This is a genomic window from Streptomyces prunicolor (assembly GCF_045162825.1).
Lineage (GTDB): Bacteria > Actinomycetota > Actinomycetes > Streptomycetales > Streptomycetaceae > Streptomyces > Streptomyces prunicolor.
The window spans coordinates 3214228-3240367 of the sequence record NZ_CP108676.1; the positions used below are offsets into that span (position 1 = coordinate 3214228).

Sequence of the window (26140 nt, forward strand, 5' to 3'; positions counted from 1 at the left end):
ACACATGACAACGAGTGAGATTCTCACTTATTCGCTCAGCGAGCGGGAACTGAATCAGTTCGAGCGCGACGGCTTCATCGGCCCCATCAAGATCTACGAAGTGGAGGATATGGAGAACCGCTGGAAGACCATCCAGCGGGAGTTGCGCGACCGCTCCCATGCGATCTACCCCGAAGGCTCCGGCAAGGCCAGCAGCATTTCCAACTACGACCGCCACCTGGACATCGACCTTCTGTCCGAGCACATCATGAAGCGGGAGATCGTGGACCGGGTCGCGTCGATCCTCGGTCCCGACCTCCTGTGCTGGCGTTCGGAGTTCTTCCCCAAGTTCCAGGGCGACGAAGGCACCGACTGGCACCAGGCGGCGACGTTCGCCCACGCCAGCGGCAGCCCGCAGATCGTCTGGCCGTCCGAGGACGGCCTGCCGGCGTTCGGCGGCACGATCACCGTGTGGACCGCGTTCACCCACTCCACCAAGGAGAACGGGTGTCTGCAGCTCATGCCGGGGACGCACAAGCACATGAACTACGACGAGTCCAAGGGCATGGCATACGAAGCCGACGCGTTCAACGCCCGGGAGAAGGACGGCGTCAAGCGCGGGTTCTTCGGCTACGACTACCGTCAGCTCCAGAAGGACCCTGACTGGAGCCCCGATGAGACGCAGGCCTTCCCGCTCGTGATGAAGCCCGGCGAGTGCGTCATCTTCTGGTCGACGCTCATGCATGCCTCCCTGCCGCACACCGGCGGCAAGAAGGACTACCGGATGGGATACGCGACACGGTTCGTGCCCGCACAGGTACAGGTCTACCCGGGCACCGACGCGGTCAACGAGTACGGCGGCGGCATCACCCTCGACAACTACGGCACCGTCCTCGTCTCGGGCACCGACGAGTACGGCCACAACCGCGTCGCGAAGGAGAGTCAGCGCGGCTTCTCGTTCGTACCGCACCAGCAGATGTAGCCAGGCGGAGGGGGAACGGTCCGCCCGTCTCCCCCCACGCTGCTCGATGTTCCGCCCGTCAGCCACGCCCGCAGGAGGCAGCCGCATGACACCGTTCCCCCTGATCCTGCTCCACCATGCGGGCGGGTCGGCGAAAGTGTTCGACGCCCTCATCGCCGCATTGCCGCCGCAGATCCAGCCCATCGCCCTGGACCTTCCCGGGCGCGGCCGTTCGTGGCGCGAGGCGCCGGTGACGACAGCCGACGACGCCGTGGACCACCTGGCGCGGCACATCGGCAGGATCGACGGTGAGTTCGCCGTCTTCGGGCACAGTCTGGGCGCCTACCTCGGCCTGGCCCTTGCCTCCCGACTCGAGGAGACGGAGGGCGGAGTCCGGTGCTCAACGCTGTTCGCGTCGGCCAACTCCGGGCCGGTCGGCGCCGTACTGCCCTTCGACGGGTCGGCTCTGCTGACCGACGACGAGGAGATCTTCCGCATCACGGCGGCGTCCGGTGGCGCCGTGCCCCGACAGATACTCGATCATCCGCAATTGCGGACGCGGGCGGCGAATCTGCTTCGGGCCGACTTCGCTCTGTCCGCGTCCTTCCTGCGCAAGCAGCGGCGCATCGTCACCGAGGCGGACATCGTGGTGTGCTGCGGTTCGGACGACGTCTTCAGCGCACAGCAGCTGGAGCAGTGGCGCCTGAATTCGACCTCCAGGACGGAGATTCATCGCTTCCCGGGCGGCCACTTCTATCTTCAGCAGGACGCCGGCGAGGTGGCAGCCGTCGTTGCCGACCATCTGGCAGCTGTGCGGCGCTGAGGCAGGCAGGAACGCGTATGGCCCGGCCCTCTCAGGGGCCGGGCCATACGTCTGGGAAGGGTTGGTGGCTATGCCTTGCGGAGGCGGAATACCAGGGATAGGCCTTCGTCGGTGAACGGGGTGCCGTAGGTGTTGTCGGCTTCGCCCTGGGTGAAGTCGGTGGCGAGGACTTCGTCGGCGATCAGGGTTGCGTGCTCGGACAGGGCCGCGATGACGGTGGGGTCGGTTGAGGTCCAGCGCAGGGCGATGCGGTCGGCGACGTCCAGGCCGCTGTTCTTGCGGGATTCCTGGATCAGGCGGATCGCGTCGCGGGCCAGGCCTGCCTGGCGGAGTTCCTCGGTGATTTCGAGGTCGAGGGCGACTGTCGCGCCCGAGTCGGAGGCCACGGACCAGCCTTCGCGCGGGGTCTCTGTGATGATCACCTCATCGGGGGCCAGGGTGATGGTCTCGCCGTCGACTTCGACGGTCGCGGTGCCTTCGCGCAGGGCCAGGGACAGGGCGGCGGCGTCCGTGTTCGCGACGGCCTTGGCGACGTCCTGGACGCGTTTGCCGAACCGTTTGCCCAGGGCGCGGAAGTTGGCTTTGGCCGTGGTGTCGACCAGTGAGCCGCCGACCTCGCTCAGCGAGGCGAGGCCCTCGACGTTCAGCTCCTCCGTGATCTGCGCGTGCAGTTCGCGGTCCAGGGCGGCGAAGCCCGTGGCCGCGATCAGCGCGCGGGACAGCGGCTGGCGCGTCTTGACGCCGGACTCCGCGCGCGTGGCGCGGCCCAGCTCCACCAGGCGCCGTACGAGGACCATCTGCTGGGACAGCTCGGGGTCGATGGCGGTCAGGTCCGCCTCCGGCCATGAGGACAGGTGGACCGACTCCGGGGCGCCCGGGGTCACCGGGACGATCAGGTCCTGCCAGACGCGTTCGGTGATGAACGGGGTGAGTGGGGCCATGAGTTGGGTGACCGTTTCGACGACTTCGTGCAGGGTGCGCAGTGCGGCTTTGTCGCCTTGCCAGAAGCGGCGGCGGGAGCGGCGGACGTACCAGTTGGAGAGGTCGTCGACGAACGCGGAGAGGAGTTTGCCGGCGCGCTGGGTGTCGTAGGACTCCAGGGCCTGGGTGACCTGGTCGGTGAGTGCGTGGAGTTCGGACAGGAGCCAGCGGTCCAGGACGGGGCGGTCGGCCGGGGCCGGGTCCGCCGTGCTGGGGGCCCAGTCGGAGGTGCGGGCGTACAGGGCCTGGAAGGCGACCGTGTTCCAGTACGTCAGGAGGGTCTTGCGGACGACCTCCTGGATGGTGCCGTGGCCCACCCGGCGGGCTGCCCAGGGGGAGCCGCCGGCGGCCATGAACCAGCGCACCGCGTCCGCGCCGTGGCGGTCCATCAGGGGGATCGGGTCCAGGGTGTTGCCCAGGTGTTTGGACATCTTGCGGCCGTCCTCGGCGAGGATGTGGCCGAGGCAGACGACGTTCTCGTACGAGGACTTGTCGAAGACGAGGGTGCCGATCGCCATCAGTGTGTAGAACCAGCCGCGGGTCTGGTCGATGGCCTCGGAGATGAACTGGGCGGGGTAGCGGGACTCGAAGAGTTCCTTGTTCTTGTGCGGGTAGCCCCACTGTGCGAACGGCATCGAGCCCGAGTCGTACCAGGCGTCGATGACCTCGGGCACGCGGGTGGCGGTCCCGGCGCACTGGGGGCAGGCGAAGGTGACCGCGTCGATGAACGGGCGGTGCGGGTCCAGGCCCGACTGGTCGGTGCCGGTCAGTTCGGTCAGTTCCGCGCGGGAGCCGACGACCGTGAGGTGGTCCTCCGTGCAGCGCCAGATCGGCAGCGGGGTGCCCCAGTAGCGGCTGCGGGACAGGGCCCAGTCGATGTTGTTGTTCAGCCAGTCGCCGTAGCGGCCGTGCTTGACGGTGTCCGGGAACCAGTTGGTGTTCTCGTTCTCCTGGAGGAGGCGGTCCTTGACGGCCGTGGTGCGGATGTACCAGGAGGGCTGCGCGTAGTACAGCAGCGCGGTGTGGCAGCGCCAGCAGTGCGGGTAACTGTGCTCGTACGGCACGTGCTTGAAGAGCAGACCGCGATCCTTGAGATCCTTGAGGACGGTGTCGTCCGCGTCCTTGAAGAACTGCCCGCCGACCAGGTCGAGTTCGGGTGCGAAGGTGCCGTCGGTGCGCACCGGGTTGACCAGGGGCAGCCCGTAGGCCTTGCAGACTTTGTAGTCCTCCTCGCCGAAGGCAGGGTTGGTGTGGACGAGGCCGGTTCCGGCCTCGGTGGTGACGTGGTCACCGTTGAGGACGATGTGGGCGCCGTCCATCGGCACAAGGTCGAAGGGCGGGCGGTAGCTCCACCGTTCCATCTCGGCGCCGGTGAAGGTCTCGCCGGTGCTCTCCCAGCCCTCGCCGAGGGCGGTCGCCAGGAGTGCTTCGGCCACGACGACCTTTTCCTTTCCGTCCGTGGCCACGACGTAGGTGATGTCCGCTCCGGCGGAGACGGCGGTGTTCGTGATGAGGGTCCATGGCGTGGTGGTCCAGGCCAGGAGGGAGGCGCGGCCGGCCAGCGGACCGGAGGTGAGCGGGAAACGGACGAACACGGAGGGGTCGACGACCGTCTCGTAACCCTGCGCCAGCTCGTGGTCCGAGAGGCCGGTGCCACAGCGTGGGCACCACGGGGCCACCCGGTGGTCCTGGACCAGCAGGCCCTTGTTGAAGATCTCCTTGAGGGACCACCAGACCGACTCCACGTACTCGGGGTCCATCGTGCGGTACGCGTCGTCCAGGTCGACCCAGTAGCCCATGCGGTTCGTGAGCGCCTCGAAGGCGTCGGTGTGCCGGGTCACGGACTCGCGGCACTTGGCGTTGAACTCGGCGATGCCGTACGCCTCGATGTCCTGCTTGCCCGTGAAGCCCAGCTCCTTCTCGACCGCCAGCTCCACCGGGAGACCGTGGCAGTCCCAGCCGGCCTTGCGGCCCACGTGGTAGCCGCGCATGGTCCGGAAGCGGGGGAAGACGTCCTTGAAGACGCGCGCCTCGATGTGGTGGGCGCCCGGCATGCCGTTGGCCGTGGGCGGGCCCTCGTAGAACACCCACTCGGGGCGCCCCTCGGACTGGTCCAGGGTCTTGGCGAAGATCTTCTGCTCGCGCCAGAAGTCGAGCACGGCGTGCTCGAGCGCGGGCAGGTCGACCTGGGCGGGCACCTGGCGGTACTGCGTCATCGATGTTCCTTCGGCGAGGTCTGTGCGGACGGGTAACTCTGCAACCAGGGAGAGCGCCGGCGAAGCAACTCCGGTGCTGGGAGGCCGACTTGGGGCTGTGGTCCGGTGTGAGTCTAAGATCCCTGGGACCTTGGGACTTCGCGGGGGACGGGTCCGGCCTCAGGTGATCCGCTGCTCGTCACGAGTGATCACCTTGTGCAGCACGGCGGGCAAGGTATGGAGAAAGGCGTCCACGTCCGCATCGGTGACGATGAGGGGCGGTGCCAGGCGAACCACGTCCGCAGCGATGGCGTTGACGAGGAATCCGGAGGTTTCCAGCAGCTCCTCGACGTTCTTCGCGTACGGCTGGGCGAGGACGATGCCTTGCAGGAGGCCGCTGCCCCTTACGTGATCGATCAGGGGATGCCGAAGCCTTTCGATGCCTGTCATGAGGCGTTCGCCCTGGCGCTTGGCAGCCTGAAGGAGCCCTTGGTCCCTGATGGTCTCCAGGACGGCCGAGGCCGCGGCGCAGGCCACCGGGTTTCCTCCGAAGGTGGACCCGTGGGTACCGGGTCCGAGCAGGTCGGCCGCTTCGCCAAAGGCAAGGACCGCGCCGAGGGGCAGGCCTCCTCCGAGCGCCTTGCCCAAGGTGACCACGTCGGGTTCGACGCCGTCGGCTTGATGTGCGAACCAGTGGCCGGTGCGGCCGATCCCGGTCTGCACTTCGTCGAAAGCGAGGAGGGTACCGGTACGGCGGGTGATGTCACGGGCGGCGGCCAGGTAACCGGGCGGCGGCACGATGACTCCGCCTTCGCCCTGGATGGGCTCCAGGAGGACCATGGCGGTCTGTTCGGTGACCGCTGCCGCGAGGGCGTCCGCATCTCCGAAGGGAACATGATGCACACCGCCGGGCAGGGGCTCGAACGCCTCTCGCTTCGCGGACTGGCCGGTCAGCGCCAGGGAGCCCAGGGTGCGTCCGTGGAAGGAGTCGGTAGCGGCGACGATGGTGGGGCGGCCGGTCAACCTGGCCATCTTGAACGCGGCTTCGTTGGCCTCCGTGCCCGAATTGCAGAGGAAGGCGCGTCCTTCGCGTCCGGTCAGCCCGAGCAGAGTCTCCGCGAGGCTCACCGGCGGTTCGGCGATGAACAGGTTGGAGACGTGTCCCAGCCTGCCGAGTTGTTCGGTGACGGCACGGGTGATGGCGGGGTGCGCGGAGCCGAGGACGTTGACGGCGATGCCGCCCAGGAAGTCGAGATACTTGTTGCCGTCGGCATCCCAGAAGGCGATGCCGGCTCCCCGGACGAGCGCCGTGCGGGGCGTCCCGTAGTTGGCCATCATCACGTTCTGCCACCGCGTGCTCAGGGAGGCGCTCTCGTTCATGTCATCCCTCCGGGGACATCCGGTACGACCGTGGTGCCCATGGGCTGGTCCGTCAGGACGGTGGTGCGGATTGCGTTGCGGACACGGCCGTCGATGACCCGTGCGCTGCGTACTCCGTTGCGGACCGCGTTCAGGCATCCCCTCATCTTGGGGAGCATGCCGGCGGAGAGTTCAGGCAGCAGATCTTCGAGCTCCTTGGCCGTGAGCCGTTCGTACACGTCATCCGTGTGCGGCCAGTCGGCATAGAGCCCGGCGACGTCGGTGACCAGGAGGAGTTGGCCGGCGCCCAGGGCGGTAGCCAGGGCAGCGGCAACGGTGTCGGCATTGACGTTGTACACGTCCTCGTCCTCCACGCTGCGTGCGATGGAGGAGACGACCGGGATGAGTCCGTCGGCCAGCAGGCTCTCCAGAAGCCGGGGGTCGACGCGGGTGATCTCGCCGACTCTGCCGATGTCGACGAGTTCGCCCTTGATCTCCGGGAGGTGCCTGGCTGCCGTGAAGGTATTGGCATCCTCGCCGGTCATACCGACGGCCAGGGGCCGGTGCTGGTTGATCAGGCCGACGAGTTCACGCTGCACCTGTCCGGCGAGCACCATGCGCACGACGTGCATCGCGGCGGGGGAGGTGACGCGCAGGCCGCTTTTGAATTCGGACGCGATGCCCTGGCGGGCGAGTTCGGAGCTGATCTGAGGTCCGCCGCCGTGGACGACGACGGGAAGCAGGCCCGCTTCGTGCAGGCGCACCACATCGTGGGCGAAGGCCCGCTTGAGGTCCTCGTCGATCGTGGTGCTGCCGCCGAGTTTGATGACGACGATGTCGCCCAGTCCGGTTGTCGCTCGGTCCTCGGGTGCCGGCGCGTAGGGAGATGTGCTCATGAGGAGTACGCGCTGTTCTCGTGGACGTAGGTCACGCTGAGGTCGTTGGTCCAGATCGTGGCTCGCTGCCGGCCCGCGGCCAGATCGGCGGTGACGACGACGTCGCGGCCGGTGAGGTCGACGTTGCCGCGGTCCTCTCCTGCGGCGCCGTCCTTGCAGACCCAGACACCGTTGATGGCGATGTTGAGCAGGTGCGGGTCGAACTGGGCATCGGTGGTGCCGATGGCGGACAGAACGCGGCCCCAGTTGGGGTCTTCGCCGTAGATGGCGCACTTGAACAGGTTGTTGCGCGCGATGGCACGGCCGACGTCCACGGCATCGTGTTCACTCGCGGCCCCGACGACGTCGATGCGTATCTCTTTGGTGGAGCCTTCGGCATCCGCGATCAGCTGACGGGCGAGGTCGGCGCAGACAGTGTGCACGGCGTCCGCGAACACTTCACGGGTCGGTGTCACGGTGCTGGCGCCCGAAGCGAGCAGGAGCACGGTGTCGTTCGTGGACATGCAGCCGTCCGAGTCGACCCGGTCGAACGTCACGGAGACCGCGTCGTGCAGCGTCTCGTCGAGTACGGCAGCGGAAACGTCGGCATCGGTGGTGAGGACGACGAGCATGGTCGCCAGGCCAGGCGCCAGCATCCCGGCTCCTTTGGCCATGCCGCCGACGGTCCATCCGTCCTGGTGCGCAACGGCTGTCTTGTGGACCGAGTCGGTGGTCTTGATGGCGATGGCCGCGGCCTGGCCGCCGTCCGGCGACAGGGCGGCGCAGGCCTGATCGATGCCGCTGAGTACGCGGTCCATGGGGAGCCGGATGCCGATGAGGCCGGTCGAGCAGACGGCGACGTCGTCGGGACGCACGTCAAGCACCTGGCTCGCCCTGTGCGCGGTTGCCGCGGTGTCCGCGCGGCCGTCGGGTCCGGTGCAGGCATTGGCGCCGCCGGAGTTGAGGACGACCGCGGTCAGTTCGCCGTCGGCGACGACTCGCTTCGTCCACTCGACGGGGGCCGCCGTGACGCGGTTGGAGGTGAACACGCCCGCTGCCGCTTTGCGCGGTCCGTTGTTGACCACCAGGGTGAGGTCAGGGCTGCCGTTCTGTTTGATACCGGCAGCTATGCCGGCCGCGGTGAAGCCCTGCGGTGCCGTGATGCTCATGGAGCGACTCCTAGGGTTGTCAGTCCGATGTGTTCGTGAAATCGGTGGACGAGGTTCATGCACTGCACGGCGTTGCCGGCGGTTCCCTTGGTGAGGTTGTCGATGGCGCCGACAGCGATCAGCCGCTGCCGGTGCGGGTCGGGCGCAGCTTGGAGGTGGGCGGTGTTGGAACCGACGACAGCGGCTGTGGTAGGCCATTGACCCGATGGAAGAAGGTGCACGAATCGCTCTCCGGCCGTTGCCTTCGTGTATGCCTCGCGCACGTCGTACTCGGATACGCCGTCCAGGAGTTGGGCGCCGCAGACCGCGAGGATGCCTCGCGTCATCGGGGCGAGGACCGGGGTGAAGGAAACCTCGACCGGGGCGCCGGCGAGGGCCGACAGGTTCTGCCGCAGTTCAGGGGTGTGGCGGTGCACCCCGGCCACGCCGTAGGGCGTGACGGAGCCCATGACCTCACTTCCGAGCAGGTGCGGCTTGAGTGTCCTTCCTGCTCCCGAGGTGCCGGTGACCGCCACGATGTCGACGACCGGGGTGAGCAGCCCCGCCTGGTAGGCGGGCCACAGGGCCAAGGTCGCCACGGTGGGAAAGCATCCCGGCAGGGCAATTCTGCGGGCGTCGCGCAACAGGGCCCTCTGGCCTGGGAGTTCAGGAAGCCCATAGGGCCAGGTGCCGGCGTGCTCGGTGCCGTAGAACTGGGCCCAGGCCGTCGCGTCGGTCAGACGGAAGTCAGCGCCACAGTCGATGATCAGCGGGATGTCGTCGAGTTCCCGGCTCAACTGGGCCGTGGTGCCGTGCGGCAGAGCCATGAACACTACGTCGTGATCGCTCAGCACCTCGGCGGTGGTGGGCTGCAGACGCCGGTCGGCGAGCTCGGGCAGGTGCGGGTGGAGTTGTCCAAGCGGCTGGCCGACGTTGGTGCCGGCGGTCAGAGCTCCGATGCGCACCCAGGGGTGATTGAGCAGGAGCCGCAGGAGTTCGCCGCCTGCATAACCGCTGGCACCGGCCACTGCTACGCGCAGGGTCATTCATCCCCCTCCCGCTGCCCGGCATCGCCGGTGCGCGGACTTAAGAACCGTGTTCTTTCTACGACTTGGATGATGAGGGACGCCGACGCAATTCGTCACCCAACGGTAGACATTCTTATGCTGATGCGTGTCGCAGCGGAATCCTGTCCTGTCCACCGGACATTCCTCTATTGCGCGGGCCGAGATGATCCTGCCAAGCTGGTGTGTGAGCCAGTATTTTGGGTCGCACATGTTCGCCACATGCTTCCCCACATCCTGCAGCGTCTCCGTTACGCGAAGCTCCCATTCTGCATCGAATTCCTGGAGGGACCATGAGCAGCAACCCTTTCGACAACGACGAGGGAAGGTTCTTCGTTCTGGTGAACGACGAGGAGCAGCACTCCCTGTGGCCGACCTTCGCCGACGTTCCAACCGGTTGGCGTGTTGTATTCGGCGAGTCGGGGCGGCAGGAGTGCCTTGACTACGTAGAGACGCATTGGACGGACCTGCGCCCCAAGAGTCTGCAGGACGCGATGGCCGCCGATTCCTCGGTCACGAGCGCTGCGTAGCAGGCCACAATCGTGCGGGCGGGTCCGGGCACTTCACGTGCCCGGACCCGCCCGTTCTCGTTTCGCGGTCAGCCGAGGTTGCCGACAGTCTCCGGTTCGGCCGCGGGCAGTTCGAGCTCCTCTTCGATGAGGCGGAACCCGAGGATGGAGTCAGCTATTTCGCCGCTGCGCACGGCCAGGTTCGACAGCAATGACGAGGTCAGTCCGTGGGTGTGCTCGGTGCCGCCCTGGAGGTACACACGTCCGGGGGTGTTCGGGGTGGCTGCGACGAGTCGGTAGTCGCGCGCCACCTGGTGGGCGCCTCGTGCGTCGCGTAGGAACTGCTCGTCGAAGTCGCCGAGAAGGCCGGCGGGGTCCATGGCGTGGTAGCCCGTGGCGAAGACGCAGGCGTCGACATCGAGTTCCTTGATGTCTCCGTGCGTCAGGGAGACCCGGGTGCGGGCGCCCGCGGGTTCCACGGCGCTGACCCGGGTCAGGTTGAGGAAGCGAAGCCTCGACGTTCCGTGCACGTCTTCCTCGTAGGTGCGGCGGTACAGGTCCCTGATGACGTCGTCGTCCACCACGGAGTAGTTGGTGTTCTTGTGGTAGTCCCAGAAGGCCTGCCGGGTGGTGTCGGTACCGAAGTAGTAGTCGTCCACGGCCGTCGGGTCGAAGACCTGGTTGGCGAAGGGGGTGTCGTCGGCCAGCGCGTAGCCGTACGAGGGGATGACGGCGTAGACCTGGGCGTGCGGCAGGGAGTCGTGGAAGAAGCGCGTGATCTCCGCGGCGCTCTGGCCGGCCCCGACCACGGCGACCGACTTGAGGCTCGCCTGATCCGCAGTGGCGAACCTCGTCAGGAACTCGGAGCTGTGCCAGACCCGTTCACCGCGGGCGATGCCGTCGGGCATGCGGGCGGCGAGGCCGGTGGAGACGACGACGTTTCGCGTGCGCACCACGCGCACGGAGCGGTCGGACAGCCTGCGGACCTCGACTTCCAGGTGGTCCATCGGGCCGGTGGCGCCGGCTGCGGGGCGAACGGAGACGACCTCGTGGGCGAAGTTGACCTGGTCGCGGAAGTTGGACGCCACCCACTCCAGGTACTGGTGGAACTCCTTGCGTGTCGGGAAGAAGTCCTGGTTATTCACGAAGCGCGCGAGGCGGCCCGCGCTGTGCAGGTAGGAGACGAAGCTGTACTTCGAGGTGGGGTTACGGAAAGTCGCCAGGTCCTTGAGGAACGAGATCTGCATCGTCGTCGACGGAAGCAGCATGTTGCGGTGCCAGCCGAAGGACTCCTGCCGCTCGAAGAAAACAGCGGATATCGGCTGTTCGGATCTCACCTGTCCCAGCTCCTCGAGAGCCACAGCGAGGGACAGGTTGGACGGACCGAATCCGATGCCAACCACGTCGTAGACTTCCGCCGAAACTGCATCCATGGAAACTTCTCCCGATTCGAGGACGTGAGAACGCCACACATCAGTCCGGTCAGGTTCGTTGACTCGATGGCGTATCAAGTCAGGGATGCTGCCAACTCGCGCCCGCACCGCTGGTCAACGCGAACTCAAAAGCCCAAAGCGGCTTCCCAAGTGAATTAGCCTTTCAGCCGCAGCACGCCTTAAGTCAAGCTAGAGATGCCACGTCAAGGTTTGCAAGGGTGCGCGTGGAAAACGGGCTTGTCCTGGCGACAGGACGACGAAGCCCCTGTCCGTCCTGGTTATTTCTGGGTAGATTCCGAAATGGCCGCTACTGTCGGCCAGTTATGGTCCGGTCAACAGGGCAGCGAAGGGCACACACTCATGCATAATCCCAGCGCCAGTGAATGGGTGAAGCGTCATCCGAGTTCGCGCACGCCGAGACTTCGGCTTCTGTGTCTGCCGCACGCCGGGGGGTCGGCAGCGTTCTTCCACGAGTGGCGCTCGGCCTTCGATGACGACATCGAGGTTCTGGTGGCTCGCTATCCGGGCCGTCATGAGCGGCTCAACGATCCACTCATGACCTCGATGGACGACCTCGCCGATGCCCTGACCTCCGCGGTGCTCAGGTTCACGGACACTCCGTTGGCCATCTTCGGCCACAGCATGGGGGCATCACTCGCGTACGAGGTAGCACTGCGCCTGCTCCAGGAGCACGGCGTGGCGTTGACTGCCCTCATGGTGTCCGGGCGCACCCCGCCCCATCTGGCGGACCGCGCGTTCCCGGACCCTGACGATGCCGACGCCGTTCTGGATGAGGTGCGTCGACTGGGTGGAACGGACGCGATGCTTCTGGAGGACCCTGAGCTCGCGGATCTGATCCTTCCTGCGATCTTCGCCGACTTCAAGGTGGTGGCCGGCTACCCGCCGCGAGCCAGCGTGCCTCTCCCGTTTCCTGTCGCCGCCTACCTGGGGGACTGCGACCCGGATGTTGATCCGGCGACGATGAGCGGCTGGGCCGATGCCGCCTCCACGAGCTTCGAGCTCAAGGTCTTCCCGGGCGATCACTTCTACCTCGTGGAGCAGCAGGCCGAACTGACCCGGGACATAGGCTCGCGACTTCGCGCGAGCCGGCCGGGTCCCAAGAGGGTGCCGTTCCCGGCAGGTTCGGCAGCGCCGGCCGCCAGTGGCGCCCAGGGGTTGTAGGGCTGTCGCCGAACTCTGCGCGTCCTCCTGACGGCAGCCCAAGTGGTCCACTCCACGGTTCTGAGCGGTCCGGTTGGTCTCGCCCGACATCCAGGGGCGGCACCTGGACGAGGCCGGTGCGACTCACGTCGACGTCGGGGGCGGGCAACAGCTGGGGCGTACCGCTAGGCAGGCTCGTACATGTGGCTCGTCTGGCTCCAGGCGTAGGCGGCGGAGACGAGGGTCACGTAGTGATGCCAGCCGTGGTACGACCTGCCTTCGAAGTCGGCCAGGCCGACCTGGCCTGCGAGGTGGCCGAGGAGACGTGCGGAGTCGTCCAGGCGGCCGGCCAGCTGGTACATGCGCCGCCTGTCGCGCACGTTGCTCAGCCAGAGTTGAGCGGTGCGACTCCCGCTGCTAGGCCTGACGGTCATTAGCTGGTATTCCGGGCTGATCATCTGGGGCAGCGGGAGGCGGACCGTGGCGGTTGCCATGGCCGGCGGTGTCGGCCGGTCGGCCGAGCGGTCCTGTCCCCACAGTTGACCCGCGGGGGCGGTGTTGCCGCGCTCTGTCTGCACCAGCGTGGTTGCGGGCACGGCGAGGACGAACTCGCGACTGCGCATGGTCAGTCCCATGACCAGAGAGGTGATCTCCTCCGCGCAGCTGAAGTTGCCCACTACCGGTAGCGCCGCGGTGAGGCCGTGGTCCTGTGCGTCGACGAGGTCGAGTGCCTGCCGGCCCGTGGTCTTGGACGTGAGGCAGTCAGGAATGCGGGTGCGTGAGCGGGCCGCCGGGTCATCGAGCCACCGGCCGGGCAGGTGCAGGGCCCAGTCGACAGGGGCGATATGGTCTCTGCCTGCCAACATGGCGGCGATACCGAGCTGGCACGATCCGACACCCTGGCCCGGAATGTAGCGGGTGTGTACTCCGCAGGACTGGCTGCCCCTCTTGGGGATGTAGGCCATGTCGAGCACGAGGCTGTCGGGGGCAGCGTGCTTGCTCATCCAGTGTGCAAGGCGGTCGCGGACCGGCTCCCACTGCCACGGGCTGGCGTTGACGAACTGGTGCAGGCTCTGTGACGCGGTGGGGGAGGCTCCAAGGATGTCCGCCATGCGCCGCAGCGTCTTCTTGCCGGGTGTCGTCAGGAGCCCTTCCAGGTAGGCGCCGGCCCAGCGCCGCTGGTCTGCCCGCGGTAGCTCGACGAACAGTTCCGCAATGAAGGCACGAAGCTGCTGCTGGCGCTGTGGCGTGAGCTCGTACACGAATCTCCCCCTTGTCCGCACCAGCCCCGCGCTGGCCCATCAGAAGAATAACGGGCGACCCTTTTCTTTACAGCATCGCACTCTCGCCATACTCAACTTCGCCAAGTCGACTCACAATTAGGTCACTTTCGCTAGATTCCGGTACTACCCGGCATAGCGCATGCAGAGCGCAGGTGACAGCGCCGTCGACCAGCAAACGAATTCAGCTTCGGCAACTTTCGGTTGCCTCGCGCTGAACAGGCGCCACACACTGCAGTCCTCGCGACGTGCAGCGGGAGTGAAGGCGGGACGCCCCGCCGCCAGACAGCCCTTGGCGGCCCCATCCGTCACGAATCGACACCGGAGACAGCATGGCCAGGCAGCAGGAGCGATCAGCGCGTACGCGAGCGAGTCTTATCGCGGCAGCAGCGCAACACTTTGACGACGCCGGCTACAACTCCACGTCCCTGGCGCAGGTTTGCGAAACGGCCCAGATGTCGGTGGGTGCCATCACGTTTCACTTCGCGAGCAAGGCGGACCTGGCCGACGCGGTGGAACACGAGGGCAAGACGCGAGCGAGGACCGTCCTGGAGTCCACGGGCACGGCTGCGGCGGCGCTGAAGGCAGTCGTGCAGCTGACCGTGGCGTTCGCCGAACTCCTCGAAAACGACGTCATGGTGCGGGCGGCTTTGCGATTGGCTCATGAGCGGACCACCACGGACCTGCTCACCGAAGTCTGGCTGCCGGCCGTCGCCTCACCTGTTGGGCAGGCCTACGCCCTCGGTCTGCTGGGAGCCGATGTGTCGGCGGGGGACGTGGTGGATCTCGCCGAATACCTGGCACGTGGCGCGGAGGCGCGCTGGCGTACCTCGCCGCCCCTGCCGCACCACAGTCGGCGGCTGGAGCGAGTGTGCGAACTGGCGCTCAGGGGTGTGCGGCTGGACGGTCACGATGTCACCGCCACCAGCTGACGCGGCCCTGGCCCGTTCGGGGCGCGCTAGCGCGTGAGGTCTTGGTACCAGCCGCGTGCGCCGGCCAACCGGAGGTGGGGGGCGGCTCCGGGATTCAGGGCCGCGCTCTTCCAGATGGCTTCGCTGATGTACCAATGGTCCTGGGCGAGGAGGTGGAACTGCCGCTCGCTGATGGATCCGGGTGAGGCGCGGAACGCCTGCAGGCAGCGCTCCCATCCCCATGGTTCGCCGACTCGCTTGAGCACCCCCAAGTCGGCCAGGGAGCCGAGAAGTTGCTCGGTCGTCACCGGCTGAGGGTGGCTGGCATGGAAGATACCCGGGGGCACCAGCTCGTCCCGCAGTGCCAGGGTCGCGATGAGTCCGGCCAGGCTGTGCACGTCGATGGCGGAGTGCTGCGCCCGGCCGCCGTCCCACAGGGCGGGCACGCGGTCGAGCAGCTCGGCCAGGGCAGGTACGACCCAGCGGTCGCCCTCCCCCAGGACGAGCCCGGGGCGCAGTACGGTGCCACCGGCGGCCAGCGCGTACCGCTCGGCGGCCAGGCGGGAAATACTGGCCGGCGAGACCGGATCCGGAGTGGTCTCGTTGACCTCCAGGCCGCGGTGGGGGCCCGGCCCGTAGACGGCTGCCGTGGAGAGATGAATGATCCGTCGCGTTCCGGCTCTTCGAGCCTCACGCATCAGGGCGGCGGTCCCTGCGACGTTGACGATGTGGCACACCTCGGGATCCCGGCTCAGCGTCCCGCCCAGATGCAGGAGGACGTCAGCGTGCCGGCAGGTGAAGGCGAGGGAGTCCGGCACGGCCAGGTCTGCGGTGCGCCACACGTCAGCTGACGCTCCGACCTGCGAGGAAGGGGACCTTCCCAACACCGTGAGGTGCACTCCCCCATGGTGCAGACCCGTGTCGCGAGCCGCCGTGAGGTGCCTCAGTACCGCGGAGCCGATGAAACCCGTGGCGCCGGTGATCACAATGCGCACGGAGGTCAGACCGTCGCTTCGTCAAGGGGCGGAGCAATGCGCAGGCGGTCGATGACTTCCTCATGCGCGAGTGCCGGCAGGAAGTAGCGCCACAGCGAGGCGACACGTTCGACCAGGTCCGCCCGGCCGGTGGAGATGTTGGAGAAGATCTGGACCCCCGAGTAAGAGGCCATCAGCACGGTGGCGAACTCCCTCTCATCCACACCGAACCGCAGCTCCTTCTGTGCCCGGGCGGCGACCAGCTGGCGATGGAACTGCTCGGCCCACTCCAGGTAGGCGGTGGCGTCGCGGCCGCCGAACTCCTCCTGTTCCACGGCCAGTCGGACGCTGGCGCGGAACCTTGCGTTGGTCTGAAGCTCGCGCGCGAGGTGGAAGCTGATGTTGATGAGGCGCTGCAGGCCGTCGGGTCCTTCCGGAAGGTGGACGAACTGCTGCTGACTGACGATGACGGCTTCGGCGATGCCCTGCTTGGACTTGAAGTGAAAGTACATGCCCCCCTGGGTGACCTGCGCACGCTCCATGATCAAGCGGATGCTGGCCTTGGAGTATCCGACCTCGTCGAAGACCTCCGCCGCCGCCTGCAGGATGGTTTCGCGCGTCCTGACGGCACGTTCTTGACGAATTCTTGACGTCACAGGTTCACCACTCTCTCGACACAGAAAACGAACACCCGTTATTTTACAACCTCAGCGACCGCCCAATCATCCTGGGCGTCCGCCTTCACAGGGGGTACAAGTGAACATGTTGGCTACAGCCGCGCGTTCAAAACAGCCTGGACCGACTCTCACCACGACCGTGGCCAGAGAGTACGTCCACCGGTCGGCGGTTGCAGAGGTCTTCCTCACGGGGTGGGAGCAGACAGACCCTGACACCTTCCGTGTCACGGCGCAGTGGCCCCGCTTCCACAGCTTCTACGCCGACGACACGGGCATCTACGACCCGATGCTCCTGTGCGAGACGATCCGACAGACCTTCCCGCTGCTGGCACACACCGCATACGGCGTGCCCATGGGGCACGCCCTCAGCTGGAGCCGCTTCCACTACTCGGCCAATCCCCAGGGACTGGAGATACGGCAGCGGCCGGCCGACATCGAGATCCGCGTCCGCTGCAGCGACATCAAGTACCAGCGCTCCGTGCCCGTCCGCATGTCGATGCACATCGAGGTCTTCCGCGACCAGCAGCTCATCGCCATGTCCGAGACACGCTTCGGCTGCCACTCCCCCAACGTCTACCAGCGCCTTCGAGGCGGACGTCACGACGCGACCGCGTTGATGAAGACCGCGACCGCCACCCTCGCACATGAGGCCGCCTCACCCGCACGGACCGGTCGCTCCCGCACCCGCGACGTCGTCCTCGGCCAGACCGACGAGGCCGGTACATGGCAGCTGCTCATCGACACCACGCACCCGATCTTGTTCGACCACCCCCTCGACCACGCCCCAGGCATGCTCATCCTCGAAGCGGTGCGTCAGTGCGCGCACGCCGCCGCCGACATCACGCCGTCGATCGTCACGGGGATGGACATCGCCTTCAACCAGTACGTCGAGTTCGACGCCCCGTGTCTGCTGCGCAGCTCTGCCGACGTGGCCACGGACCAGGCCAGCACGACCGTGTCCGTCGAGGCGCATCAGAACGACGCCACCGCCTTCACCGGGTTGGCCAACATCCTGCCGCTGTAGAGCACACGGCGGAGCCTTCGCGGCACTCACACGATGCCCAGGCAACCGGACGAGAAATAGTTGTCGTTCCGATCTTGAGGGGTGCGTCGAACGGGAGTCTCGATCGGGTGGTTGCCGTCGGCTGCGAGCATGAAGGCAGGGCCTCTTGGTAGCTCGGGGTTGCGAAACCGACCGAGATCCAGGAGACCCTGCTGGCGCAGTTGTACGTGCTCGCGCCGGTGAGTTCAATTCGGTTGCACCGACGTGTGGTTGCGTCCCTCACCGGTTGGGAAACGCGGCCGCTCACCCGGAACGTGTTCGGCGATATCCCTCGGACATGACGGACGCGAAGTGGACCGTGATCCGGCCGCTGCTGCCGGTGCCCGGCCGGTTGCGCGGCCGGGGTGGGCAGCCGGAGACGTACTGACACGGGGCGATGCTGGACGCGATCCGCTACCTCGTCGACAACGGCATCAAGTGGCCGGCGATGCCCGCCACTTGATGCCGTGGGACCGGGTCTATGCGTTCATCCGCCGCTGGCGCGACCACTCCCTGGTCAAGGAGGTCCACGATCGGCTGCGCGCAAGAATCCGCGAGAGGGAGGGGCGTGATACGGAGCCGACGGCAGGGGTGATCGACTCGCTGTCCGTCAAAGCGGATACTGCCGTCGGCTCCGACAGCCACGGCTTCAACGGCGGCGAACTGATCAACGGGCGCAAGCGGCGCGTCGTGGTCGACACGCCCATTCTGCTGCTGGGGGTGATGGTCACCGCCGCAGAAGGCGGAGATGTTCCCTACCGGCCGCTCATGAATCAGACGTTCGTCTGACCGATACCTCACGCCACAGACTGGCGGCCACCCCGCCACCAACATGGGCTTCCACTCCAACGCAGGAGCCGCCGCCACATTCGCCGCCAACGACACCGCGATCCCCAACACGAAAGCCGCCCACACCGCGCCCGGCGCGTGCGGGGCGCCATGGACCTCAGCAGCCCGGCCATGGCCACGAGCAGGAGCCCGTCCACGGACAGCGCCCACAACGAAGCACTGACCGGATCGGCCCCGCCCTGCAGCGCGAACTCCCGATGATGAACGTACGAGGCACTGGCCGCGACCCCGGCCACCACGAGCGCACACCAACGCGTGCACACTTCCGCAGGAACTCCGGGGAACTCGCAGGTAGAAGCGGGAAGCCCCAGACACGACAAAGGGCTCTGACCAGCCCATAAGGCCAGGTCAGAGCCCTGCCGACAGACGAGCCGGGCTGTACGCCGGGTTCTGTGTCCGGGAGGACCTCACGATCCCCCCGGCGACGGCCATCCATCTAGGACCGGTGTTGCCACCGGCCTCGTGCGGTCTACCCGCGGACTCGGGCGGGCAGCCCTCGAACGTCCGCGCAGAGCGCGCTTTTCACGGCGGCGCTCCTTTTGACCTTGCTCCGGGTGGGGTTTACCTAGCCGCCTGAGTCGCCTCAGGCGCTGGTGGTCTCTTACACCACCGTTTCACCCTTACCGAAGATCGAGATCTCCGGCGGTCTGTTTTCTGTGGCACTGTCCCGCGGGTCACCCCGGGTGGCCGTTAGCCATCACCCTGCCCTGTGGAGCCCGGACGTTCCTCGGGAAGTCCCCCTAGGGGCACTCCACGCGGCCGTCCGCCCGGCTCGTCTGCCGTGTCGACCATGCTACCGGGCGGGCGCCGCCCCGCGGACCGGCGCCCGACCCCGCCGTCGCCAGCACCGACCCCGCCAGGATCAGCGTGAACGCCACCACGATGCCCACCGTCAGGCTCTCCCCCAGGAACAGCGCGCCCGCCGCCACCGCCACCGCCGGGTTGACGTACGTGATCACCGTCGAACGGGTCGGGCCGACCTCCTTGATCAGCTCCAGGAAGGCCACGAACGCCACCGCCGTGCAGATCACCCCCAGACCGGCGAGGGAGGTCAGGACCTGGGGGGACGGAACCGAGGACGGCCAGGTCAGCGCCGCTGCGGGGGCGTAGACGATCGCCGCCAACGCCAGGCACGGGGCGGTCAGTTGGAGTGTCGGCACGTCCTTCAGGTAGCGGGCCGCTATCAGCGGCGCCGTCGCATAGCCGAGCACCGTCAGCAGCACCTCCGCCAGCGAGCGCGCGTCGCCGCCCGTCAGATGCGGGACCGTGAGGACCGTGACCCCGGCCAGGCCCAGCGTCAGGCCGGCCACCCGCCGGGCGCCCAATCGCTCCGTCTCGCCGAAGAAGCGCGCCATCAGCACGCCGACTATCGGGACGCCCGCGATCAGCAGACCCGCCGTAGAGCTGGACAGGTGCCGTTCCGCGTCCGTCAGCGTGAACCACGGGACGATGATCTCGATGCACGCGAAGGCCAGCATCGGGCGCCAGTGCGTCCGGAGTGTGCCGGCGAGGCCGCCTTGTCGTAGCGCGAAGGGCAGCAGGAGTACGGCGCCGAGGGCGCAGCGTGTGAAGACGACCATGGACGGGGACAGCGGGGCGTCCACCGCCACCTTGATCATCAGGTAGGGGATGCCCCACACCACTCCCATCAGGGAGAACAGGAACCAGCCGCGTGCAGTCATACGGCGAGTGTCGGACCGGTCAGCGCCCGCGGTCTTGAACGCTGTTGCGGTACGCCGCCGGTGTCACCCCCAGCACCCGCCGGAACCACCGCGTCAGATGCGCCTGGTCCGCGAACCCCACCTGTACCGCCACCTCGGCGGGCCGCCCGCCCGCCTCCAGCAGACCGCGCGCCCGGGTCACCCGGTACTGGGCGAGCCAGGCGTACGGCGGTATCCCCATCGTCGTACGGAAGGCGCGGAGCAGTTGGTAGCGGGACAGGCCGAAGTCCGCCGCCAAGGAGGACAGTGACGGTGGGGTCAGCAGTTCGTCGGCCAGGCGGTCCCGTACCGCGTGCGCCACCCAGGCCGCGCCCGGGATCTCGTCCGGTGCCGGGCTCGATGTGGAGTGGCGGCGGGCCAGGGCCGTGAGGAGCCATGGGAGGCGGGACTCCACCTCCAACGGGTCCGGGCAGACGCTGAGTTGGGTGTGCGCCGTGCGCAGGGCCACGGCGAGTTCGGCGTCGTCGAGGAGGGGTTCGCGGAAGTGCGGGAGGGCGGCGCCGAGGATGCCGTCGGTGAGGAGGGCCGGATCGGCGTAGAGGGCGCGGTAGGCGTAGCCCTCGGTGGTGGTGCCGGGGCCGCCCGTGTGCATTTCGTCGGGCGCGAGGACGACGATGGAGCCCGGGCCGAGACGGAGGCGTCCGCCGCGGTAGTCGATGACCTCGGAGCCGCCGACGCAGACGCCGATCGAGAACTCGGCGTGCTCGTGCGGGGCGAAGACGTGCCGGTCGAAACGGGCGGTCAGCAGGTCGAGCGGCGGGCCGCAGCGGCCCAGTCTCGCCCTCGTCCACAGTGCCTGCTCACGTGCGCTCACCGGCCGCACCCCCTCTCCTCCACAGGGTGCAACGCGCCGGGGCCGCGTGTCATGCCGGGGTGAGCGCCCGTTCCAGTGTGTCGAAGGCCGCGGCCATCCGTACGTGGTGGTCCTCGGCCGGCCCTTCCCCGCGTTCGCCCGCGAGCAGGCGGCGCGCGGTGGTGCCGTACACCGATCGGTACGCGGCGACGATCAGGGCCGCGGCCAGGGCGGGGTCGGGGATGTCCGGGGCGGTCTCGGCAAGGGCGTCGGACAGCGCGTCCTCGATCTCCTCCAGGCCTTCGCGGGCCCGGGCGCGCAGGGCCGGCGAGTCGATCACGACCTGCCAGAAGTCCGGGAAGGCGTCGTTGGGACCGGCCAACGGGTGGTGCTGGTCGCGGAGTTCGAGCGAGAGGCGGCGCAGCGCGGCGAGCGGGGTCTCGCCCGGGGCACGATGGCGTACCGCCCCGCTGAGCACCTCGACCGCCTCCGGGATGCGGTCGAGGAACAGGTCCTCCTTGCGCGGGAAGTAGTTGAAGACGGTCATCGTCGACACCTCGGCGGCGCGCGCGACCTCCGCCACCGACACCTGGTCGAAGCCCCGCGCCTTGAACAGGCCCGTGGCGACGTTCGAGATCCGCTGCCGGGTCGCCCGCTTCTTGCGCTCCCTCAGGGACAGCTCGACCGCGCCGTCACTGCCACTCGTGCTCTCACTCATGGGAATAGTGTAGCGAACATAATTTTTTAGTGACTACACTCAAGCCATGGACACTGACACGAACACCGACACGAACACCGACACGACCTCTGAGTCGACCTCTGAGTCGACCTCTGAGTCGACCTCTGACGCGCACTACGACGTCGTGGTCGCCGGAGCCGGTCCCGTGGGGCTGCTGCTGGCGGCCGAACTGCAACTCGGCGGAGCACGCGTGCTGGTCGTGGAGCGGCTGGCCGAGGTGAACGAGACGATCAAGGCGGGCGGCATCAACTCGACCACCGCCGTCGCCCTCTACCGCCGAGGACTGCTGCCCGCGCTGGCCGAGGTGCACGAGGAGGCGATGAGCCGCTTCAAGGAGTTCATGCGGACGCAGGGCGGTGGCGCTCACGGCGACGGCGATGCCGATCCCGTTCCGCCGCCGCGGTTCGCCGGGCACTTCTCCGGGATCATGCTGCGGGCCGATCTGCTCGACGACTCGGACCCCGCCTTCGCGGAGCTCGGCCCGGTCGAGCGCGTCGGACTCGTCCCGCAGGCCCCGCTGGAGCGGCTGCTCGGCCGGCACGCCGACGGACTCGGCGTCGAGGTGCGCAGGCAGGTCGAGTTGACCGGCTTCGACACCGACGAGGAGGGCGTGACGGTCCGCCTGACCCCTACGGACGGCTCCGCGCCGGGGACCGTCCGCGCCGGTTGGCTGGTCGGCTGCGACGGCGGGCGCAGCCTCGTGCGCAAGCTCGCCGGGTTTGAGTTCCCGGGCACCCCGCCGGAGATCACCGGTTACCAGGCGCTCGCCGACATGACCGGCACCGAGCCGCTGCGGGGCGGCTGGAACACCACCGACGTGGGGACGTACGCGTTCGGTCCGCTGCCGGGACGGATCCTCACCGTCGAGTTCGACGGGCCGCCTGCCGACCGTGAATCCGCCGTCACCGCCGAGGAGTTGCAGGCCAGTGTGCGCCGGGTGACCGGCGTCGACGTCACCGTGCACAAGGTCCACTCCTCGACCCGGTTCACCGACAACTGCCGCCAGGCGGAGACCTATCGCTCGGGCCGGGTGCTGCTCGCGGGCGACGCGGCGCATGTGCACTCGCCGTTCGGCGGGCAGGGCCTCAACCTCGGTGCCGGGGACGCGATGAACCTCGGCTGGAAGCTCGCCCTCGTGGTGAACGGCCGGGCGCCGGTGGAACTCCTGGACACCTACACGGCGGAACGGCATCCGATCGGCGCCTGGGTGCTGGACTGGACGCGCGCCCAGATCGCGGTGATGCGCCCCGAGCCGCACTCCCGTGCCCTGCGCGAGGTGGTCACCGACCTCACCGGGACGGTCGACGGCACCACGTATTTCGTCAAGCGGATCTCCGGTGTCTGGCAGCGCTACGACCTCCCCGGCGACCACCCACTGACCGGCCGCAGCGCCCCCGACCTCGAACTCGCCGACGGCACCCACCTCGCCGACCACCTCCACACCGGCCACGCCCTCCTCCTCGACCTCGCCGACGATCCCAAACTCCGGGCGCGCGCGGCCGGTTACGAGGGTCTGGTGGACGTCCTGACCACCACCTGCCCCCAACACCCGGAACTGGCCGGGCTGTTGGTGCGCCCCGACGGGATCACGGCATGGGCGGCCGACACGGACGGCACCGAGGACGACCCGACGGAGGCACTGCGACTGTGGTTCGGCGCGCCGCTTGGCGCTTGACCCTGCCGCCGCGTCAGCATCTGTACTGATCCCCATGAGGACCAACTGGGCGTGCGGCGGGCGGGTGTTCGGGTATGCGCGGGGGCGACGGGCCCTGGTGGCCGGGTCGGCGCTCGCCTGCGTGCTGGAGACGCTCACCATGTCGGTGCTGCTGCGGGACTGGCCACCGCTCGACCAAGTGGTGCCGGTCCTGGGCCTGTTCGCGGTCGCGTCCGTCGCCGCCCTGCACGCGTCCTCGGTCGCCCGCCCGCACCTGCTGGACACGGACACCCTTGCGCTACGGCTCCGGCGGGCCGCCCGCGCCGACGTGATCGTCCCGCTGGGTCATATCGCCGCCGCCGAGCGGGAGTTGCGGGTGGCCCGGCGCCGGTCCGACGGCGAACTCGACCTCCCCGTCGGCTTCCGCACCTCCATAACCCTCCAACTCGCCGAGCCGGTAACCCACTTCACGCTCCTCGGCCGACAACGAGAGGTGCACGCCGTCCACTTCCACGCCGACGACGCCGAACTCGTCGTAGCGACCCTTCAGGCCCAGCTGCGGGTGGTCAGGCGGGGGCGAAGCGTACCTTCGACGTCCCCGGGTCCGCCTGGGTGAGGCGGACGCGCAGCCGTTCCCCCAACGGCAGCGGAGTCGTGCCGCCTTCGAGGCGGGCGACGACGGCCGGGCTGTCCAACTGCACCTTCCCCACGGTGGGTTGGCGTTCGTCGACGTCCACCACACAGCCGTCGAAGAGGTCGCCCACGCGGTCCTTCAGCAGGGCCGCCTCGACGATGTCGACGCACTCGCGCTCGACGGTGCCCGCGAGCCGGGTGCCGTCGGCCATCTGTTTGGGGAGGGCGTCGAGACCGGCCAGGACCCAGGCGGGTGGGTTGCCGGGGGCGAGGCAGAGCTCGGAGGCGTAGCGGTCGACCAGGCGTCGCAGGGGTGCCGTGCAGTGGGCGTAGGGGGCGGCCACCGCCGCGTGGGTCGTGATGGCGGGAAGGTTGCCGTCACGGAAGACCGTGTAGCCGGCGCCGCGCAGCAGGGTCGTGCACTCCTGGAGGAAGGCCGCGTGGTGCGGGAGGTGCGGGTCGAGGGAGCGGATGAGCTGCGCGTACGGCATGTGGTGCGGCCAGTCGATGTGGAGCGCGTGCGCGGTGCGGTGCAGGCGGCCGACCGCGCCGTCCGGGGCCGTGGGCAGGGTGCGCAGGACGCCGGTGCCGTGCGTGAGCATCAGGTCGGCCGCGGCCATGCCGGTGAGGAGGGAGATCTGGGCGTTCCAGCCGTCGGCGGGGAGCGGGGCGCGGTAGGCGAGTTGGTAGGTGTGGTCGCGCTCGACGATCTCCTGCTCGGGCACGTTGAGGGAGATGCCGCCGCGCTCGACCTCCTGGCGTTCGCGTGCCTCACCGATGTCCTTCAGCAGGGCGAGCGGCTCCTCGGCGGTGCCCGCGTCGATCTGCCGCTGCGCGGTCGCGTAGTCGAGTTTGGCCCGGCTGCGGACGAGGGCGCGGCGGACGTCGACGGCGACCGTACGCCCGTCCGCGTCCAGGTCGATGGTCCACAGCACCGCCGGCCGGGTCACGTCCGGCAGCAGGCTCGCGGCGCCCTCGCTCAGCAGGGGCGGGTGCAGCGGGGTCTTCTCGTCGGGGAAGTAGAGGGTGGTCACGCGGCGGTGGGCCTCCGCGTCCAGCGCGCCGCCGGGGACCACGAAGGCGGCGACGTCGGCGATGGCGTACCGGACCCGGAAACCGGTCCCCCCGGTCCCCCTGGCCCCCCTACGGGACAGGTGCATCGCCTGGTCGAGGTCCATGGACGTGGGCGGGTCGATGGTGAAGAAGGGGATGTCGGTCGCGTCCTCGGCGGGCGGCACCGGGGACTTCGCCGCGCGTTCCGCCTCCGCGAGCACCTCCGGCGGGAAGGTCTCGGGTACGCCGAGTTCGGTACGGAGTGCGGCGAGGGCGGCGCGGAGCGGGGCTTCGGGGGTGCCGGTCACCCGGATACGGCGGCTGGGCATGACACGAGCGTAGGCACAATCCGCAGGCCCGCACCCTTTACGCTGGCGCAGGCCCCCCACATAAGCCAGAAGTTCCGCCCCGAAGTTCCCTCCAGAAGTCCCCTAAGGAGAAACCCGCCGTGCTCGTCCTGCTGCCGCCCTCCGAAGGCAAGGCCTCCTCCGGCCGCGGTGCCCCCCTCAAGCCGGAATCGCTCTCACTGCCGGGACTCGCCGACGCCCGCGCGGCCGTACTCGACGAACTCGTCGACCTGTGCGCGGCCGACGAGGACAAGGCACGCGAGGTGCTCGGGCTGAGCGAGGGCCTGCGCGGCGAGATCGCGAAGAACGTCGACCTGCGGACGGCGGGTGCGCGGCCCGCCGGGGAGATCTATACGGGGGTTCTCTACGACGCCCTCGACCTGGCCTCGCTCGAACCCGCCGCGAAGAAGCGGGCCGCGCGCTCGCTGCTCGTGTTCTCCGGGTTGTGGGGCGCGGTGCGGGTGACGGACCGGATTCCGTCGTACCGCTGCTCGATGGGGGTACGGCTGCCCGGGCTCGGCGCGCTGGGTGCGCACTGGCGGACCCCGATGGCGGCTGTGCTGCCGGAGGTCGCCGGGGACGGGCTGGTGCTGGATCTGCGGTCGTCGGCGTATGCGGGGGCGTGGAAGCCGAAGGGGGAGGTCGCGGGGCGGACGGCGACCGTACGGGTGCTGCATGCGCCGACGCGGAAGGTCGTCAGCCACTTCAACAAGGCGACCAAGGGGCGGATCGTGCGAAGCCTGTTGACCTCGGCGGGGGTGCCGGGGACGCCGGGTGAGCTGGTGGAGGCGTTGCGGGACCTGGGGTACGAGGTGGAGGCGGAGGCGCCCTCGCAGGCGGGGCGGGCCTGGGCACTGGATGTGCTGGTGGACGAGATCCACTAAGGGTTTTCGAGGGACACTTTCGAGGGACACTGAGGGTTTTCGAGTGCACGCGTTGCAGTGTGCGCAATGGGCTTTGCGCACACTGCATCGGCTCG

At 68.3% G+C, this 26140-nt stretch carries 23 protein-coding genes, 1 other RNA gene and 1 pseudogene; 10 read left to right on the forward strand and 15 right to left on the reverse strand.

The annotated features are described in order from the left end of the window. Positions 1-4: 4 nt before the first annotated feature. Both OG588_RS14305 and OG588_RS14310 read left to right on the forward strand, forming a co-directional pair. The gene (locus tag OG588_RS14305; RefSeq protein ID WP_405947610.1) at positions 5-961 is read left to right on the forward strand and encodes a chlorinating enzyme; all 957 of its coding nucleotides are present in this window, start codon (positions 5-7) and stop codon (positions 959-961) included. A gap of 85 nt (positions 962-1046) precedes the next feature. Further along, the gene (locus OG588_RS14310) at positions 1047-1763 is read left to right on the forward strand and encodes a thioesterase II family protein (protein WP_405947611.1); all 717 of its coding nucleotides are present in this window, start codon (positions 1047-1049) and stop codon (positions 1761-1763) included. Positions 1764-1831: 68 nt separating this feature from the next. Here OG588_RS14310 and ileS read toward each other — a convergent pair whose 3' ends face one another. The 5 genes from ileS to argC all read right to left on the reverse strand — a co-directional run bounded on the left by ileS (position 1832) and on the right by argC (position 9367). Then, complete coding sequence (gene ileS / locus OG588_RS14315; protein WP_405947612.1) at positions 1832-4960, reverse strand: isoleucine--tRNA ligase; 3129 nt, start codon at positions 4958-4960, stop codon at positions 1832-1834. Positions 4961-5119: 159 nt separating this feature from the next. Continuing rightward, positions 5120-6319 (reverse strand): acetylornithine transaminase, encoded by a 1200-nt coding sequence (locus OG588_RS14320; RefSeq protein ID WP_405947613.1) that lies wholly within the window; start codon positions 6317-6319, stop codon positions 5120-5122. Further along, positions 6316-7194, reverse strand: a complete 879-nt coding sequence (argB, locus tag OG588_RS14325; protein WP_405947614.1) for an acetylglutamate kinase — start codon at positions 7192-7194, stop codon at positions 6316-6318. The genes OG588_RS14320 and argB overlap by 4 nt, the downstream gene beginning before the upstream one ends. Further along, positions 7191-8342, reverse strand: coding sequence for a bifunctional glutamate N-acetyltransferase/amino-acid acetyltransferase ArgJ (argJ, locus tag OG588_RS14330; protein ID WP_405947615.1), 1152 nt, complete (start codon positions 8340-8342; stop codon positions 7191-7193). Before argJ ends, argB begins: the two co-directional genes overlap by 4 nt. Next, complete coding sequence (argC, locus tag OG588_RS14335; RefSeq protein ID WP_405947616.1) at positions 8339-9367, reverse strand: N-acetyl-gamma-glutamyl-phosphate reductase; 1029 nt, start codon at positions 9365-9367, stop codon at positions 8339-8341. Before argC ends, argJ begins: the two co-directional genes overlap by 4 nt. Before the next feature lie 311 nt (positions 9368-9678). Between argC and OG588_RS14340 the strand changes: the two genes are divergently transcribed. Beyond that, on the forward strand, positions 9679-9915 hold the full coding sequence (locus OG588_RS14340; protein WP_405947617.1) for an MbtH family protein: 237 nt from the start codon (positions 9679-9681) through the stop codon (positions 9913-9915). A gap of 68 nt (positions 9916-9983) precedes the next feature. Here the strand turns inward: OG588_RS14340 and OG588_RS14345 are convergent, their stop codons facing one another. Further along, positions 9984-11327 carry a lysine N(6)-hydroxylase/L-ornithine N(5)-oxygenase family protein gene (locus OG588_RS14345; protein WP_405947618.1) on the reverse strand — a complete coding sequence of 448 codons (1344 nt, stop codon included), beginning with the start codon at positions 11325-11327 and terminating at the stop codon, positions 9984-9986. Positions 11328-11687: 360 nt separating this feature from the next. Between OG588_RS14345 and OG588_RS14350 the strand changes: the two genes are divergently transcribed. Next, positions 11688-12509: a thioesterase II family protein gene (locus tag OG588_RS14350; protein ID WP_405947619.1), complete on the forward strand. Its 822-nt coding sequence runs from the start codon at positions 11688-11690 to the stop codon at positions 12507-12509. A 164-nt stretch (positions 12510-12673) separates the two neighbouring features. On the opposite strand, the gene OG588_RS14355 is transcribed toward OG588_RS14350, so the two are convergent. After that, a complete protein-coding gene (locus tag OG588_RS14355) occupies positions 12674-13750 on the reverse strand; it encodes an IS701 family transposase (protein WP_405947620.1) in 1077 nt (358 codons plus the stop codon). Positions 13751-14100: 350 nt separating this feature from the next. Here OG588_RS14355 and OG588_RS14360 point away from each other — a divergent pair, with 350 nt between their 5' ends. Further along, entirely contained in the window at positions 14101-14700 is a 600-nt protein-coding gene (locus OG588_RS14360) for a TetR family transcriptional regulator (RefSeq protein WP_405947621.1), read from the forward strand. A gap of 26 nt (positions 14701-14726) precedes the next feature. Here OG588_RS14360 and OG588_RS14365 read toward each other — a convergent pair whose 3' ends face one another. Continuing rightward, positions 14727-15674, reverse strand: coding sequence for an NAD-dependent epimerase/dehydratase family protein (locus OG588_RS14365; protein ID WP_405947622.1), 948 nt, complete (start codon positions 15672-15674; stop codon positions 14727-14729). A gap of 5 nt (positions 15675-15679) precedes the next feature. Further along, positions 15680-16309 carry a ScbR family autoregulator-binding transcription factor gene (locus OG588_RS14370; RefSeq protein ID WP_405947623.1) on the reverse strand — a complete coding sequence of 210 codons (630 nt, stop codon included), beginning with the start codon at positions 16307-16309 and terminating at the stop codon, positions 15680-15682. A 160-nt stretch (positions 16310-16469) separates the two neighbouring features. Here OG588_RS14370 and OG588_RS14375 point away from each other — a divergent pair, with 160 nt between their 5' ends. Both OG588_RS14375 and OG588_RS14380 read left to right on the forward strand, forming a co-directional pair. Beyond that, complete coding sequence (locus OG588_RS14375; protein WP_405947624.1) at positions 16470-17354, forward strand: ScbA/BarX family gamma-butyrolactone biosynthesis protein; 885 nt, start codon at positions 16470-16472, stop codon at positions 17352-17354. 456 nt (positions 17355-17810) lie between these two features. Next, positions 17811-18161, forward strand: coding sequence for a hypothetical protein (locus OG588_RS14380; RefSeq protein WP_405947625.1), 351 nt, complete (start codon positions 17811-17813; stop codon positions 18159-18161). An 8-nt stretch (positions 18162-18169) separates the two neighbouring features. On the opposite strand, the gene OG588_RS14385 is transcribed toward OG588_RS14380, so the two are convergent. From OG588_RS14385 to OG588_RS14405, 5 genes and pseudogenes are all read right to left on the reverse strand, one after another. After that, positions 18170-18484 carry a DUF2637 domain-containing protein gene (locus tag OG588_RS14385; protein WP_405947626.1) on the reverse strand — a complete coding sequence of 105 codons (315 nt, stop codon included), beginning with the start codon at positions 18482-18484 and terminating at the stop codon, positions 18170-18172. Positions 18485-18584: 100 nt separating this feature from the next. Continuing rightward, positions 18585-18996, reverse strand: an RNA gene (gene rnpB / locus OG588_RS14390) — RNase P RNA component class A. A gap of 124 nt (positions 18997-19120) precedes the next feature. After that, positions 19121-19903: pseudogene (locus tag OG588_RS14395) on the reverse strand (DMT family transporter); the annotation flags it as partial. Between the two features lie 19 nt (positions 19904-19922). Then, positions 19923-20756 (reverse strand): AraC family transcriptional regulator, encoded by an 834-nt coding sequence (locus OG588_RS14400; protein ID WP_398851370.1) that lies wholly within the window; start codon positions 20754-20756, stop codon positions 19923-19925. A 49-nt stretch (positions 20757-20805) separates the two neighbouring features. Then, positions 20806-21453: a TetR/AcrR family transcriptional regulator gene (locus tag OG588_RS14405; protein WP_405947627.1), complete on the reverse strand. Its 648-nt coding sequence runs from the start codon at positions 21451-21453 to the stop codon at positions 20806-20808. A 46-nt stretch (positions 21454-21499) separates the two neighbouring features. On the opposite strand from OG588_RS14405, the gene OG588_RS14410 reads away from it, so the two are divergent. Beyond that, positions 21500-23149: an FAD-dependent monooxygenase gene (locus OG588_RS14410; RefSeq protein ID WP_405947628.1), complete on the forward strand. Its 1650-nt coding sequence runs from the start codon at positions 21500-21502 to the stop codon at positions 23147-23149. A gap of 34 nt (positions 23150-23183) precedes the next feature. Continuing rightward, entirely contained in the window at positions 23184-23744 is a 561-nt protein-coding gene (locus OG588_RS14415) for a hypothetical protein (RefSeq protein WP_405947629.1), read from the forward strand. Here the strand turns inward: OG588_RS14415 and OG588_RS14420 are convergent. Further along, a complete protein-coding gene (locus tag OG588_RS14420) occupies positions 23695-25143 on the reverse strand; it encodes an RNB domain-containing ribonuclease (protein ID WP_405947630.1) in 1449 nt (482 codons plus the stop codon). The genes OG588_RS14415 and OG588_RS14420 overlap by 50 nt on opposite strands. A gap of 119 nt (positions 25144-25262) precedes the next feature. Between OG588_RS14420 and yaaA the strand changes: the two genes are divergently transcribed. After that, positions 25263-26045 carry a peroxide stress protein YaaA gene (yaaA, locus tag OG588_RS14425; RefSeq protein WP_405947631.1) on the forward strand — a complete coding sequence of 261 codons (783 nt, stop codon included), beginning with the start codon at positions 25263-25265 and terminating at the stop codon, positions 26043-26045. Positions 26046-26140 lie beyond the last annotated feature (95 nt).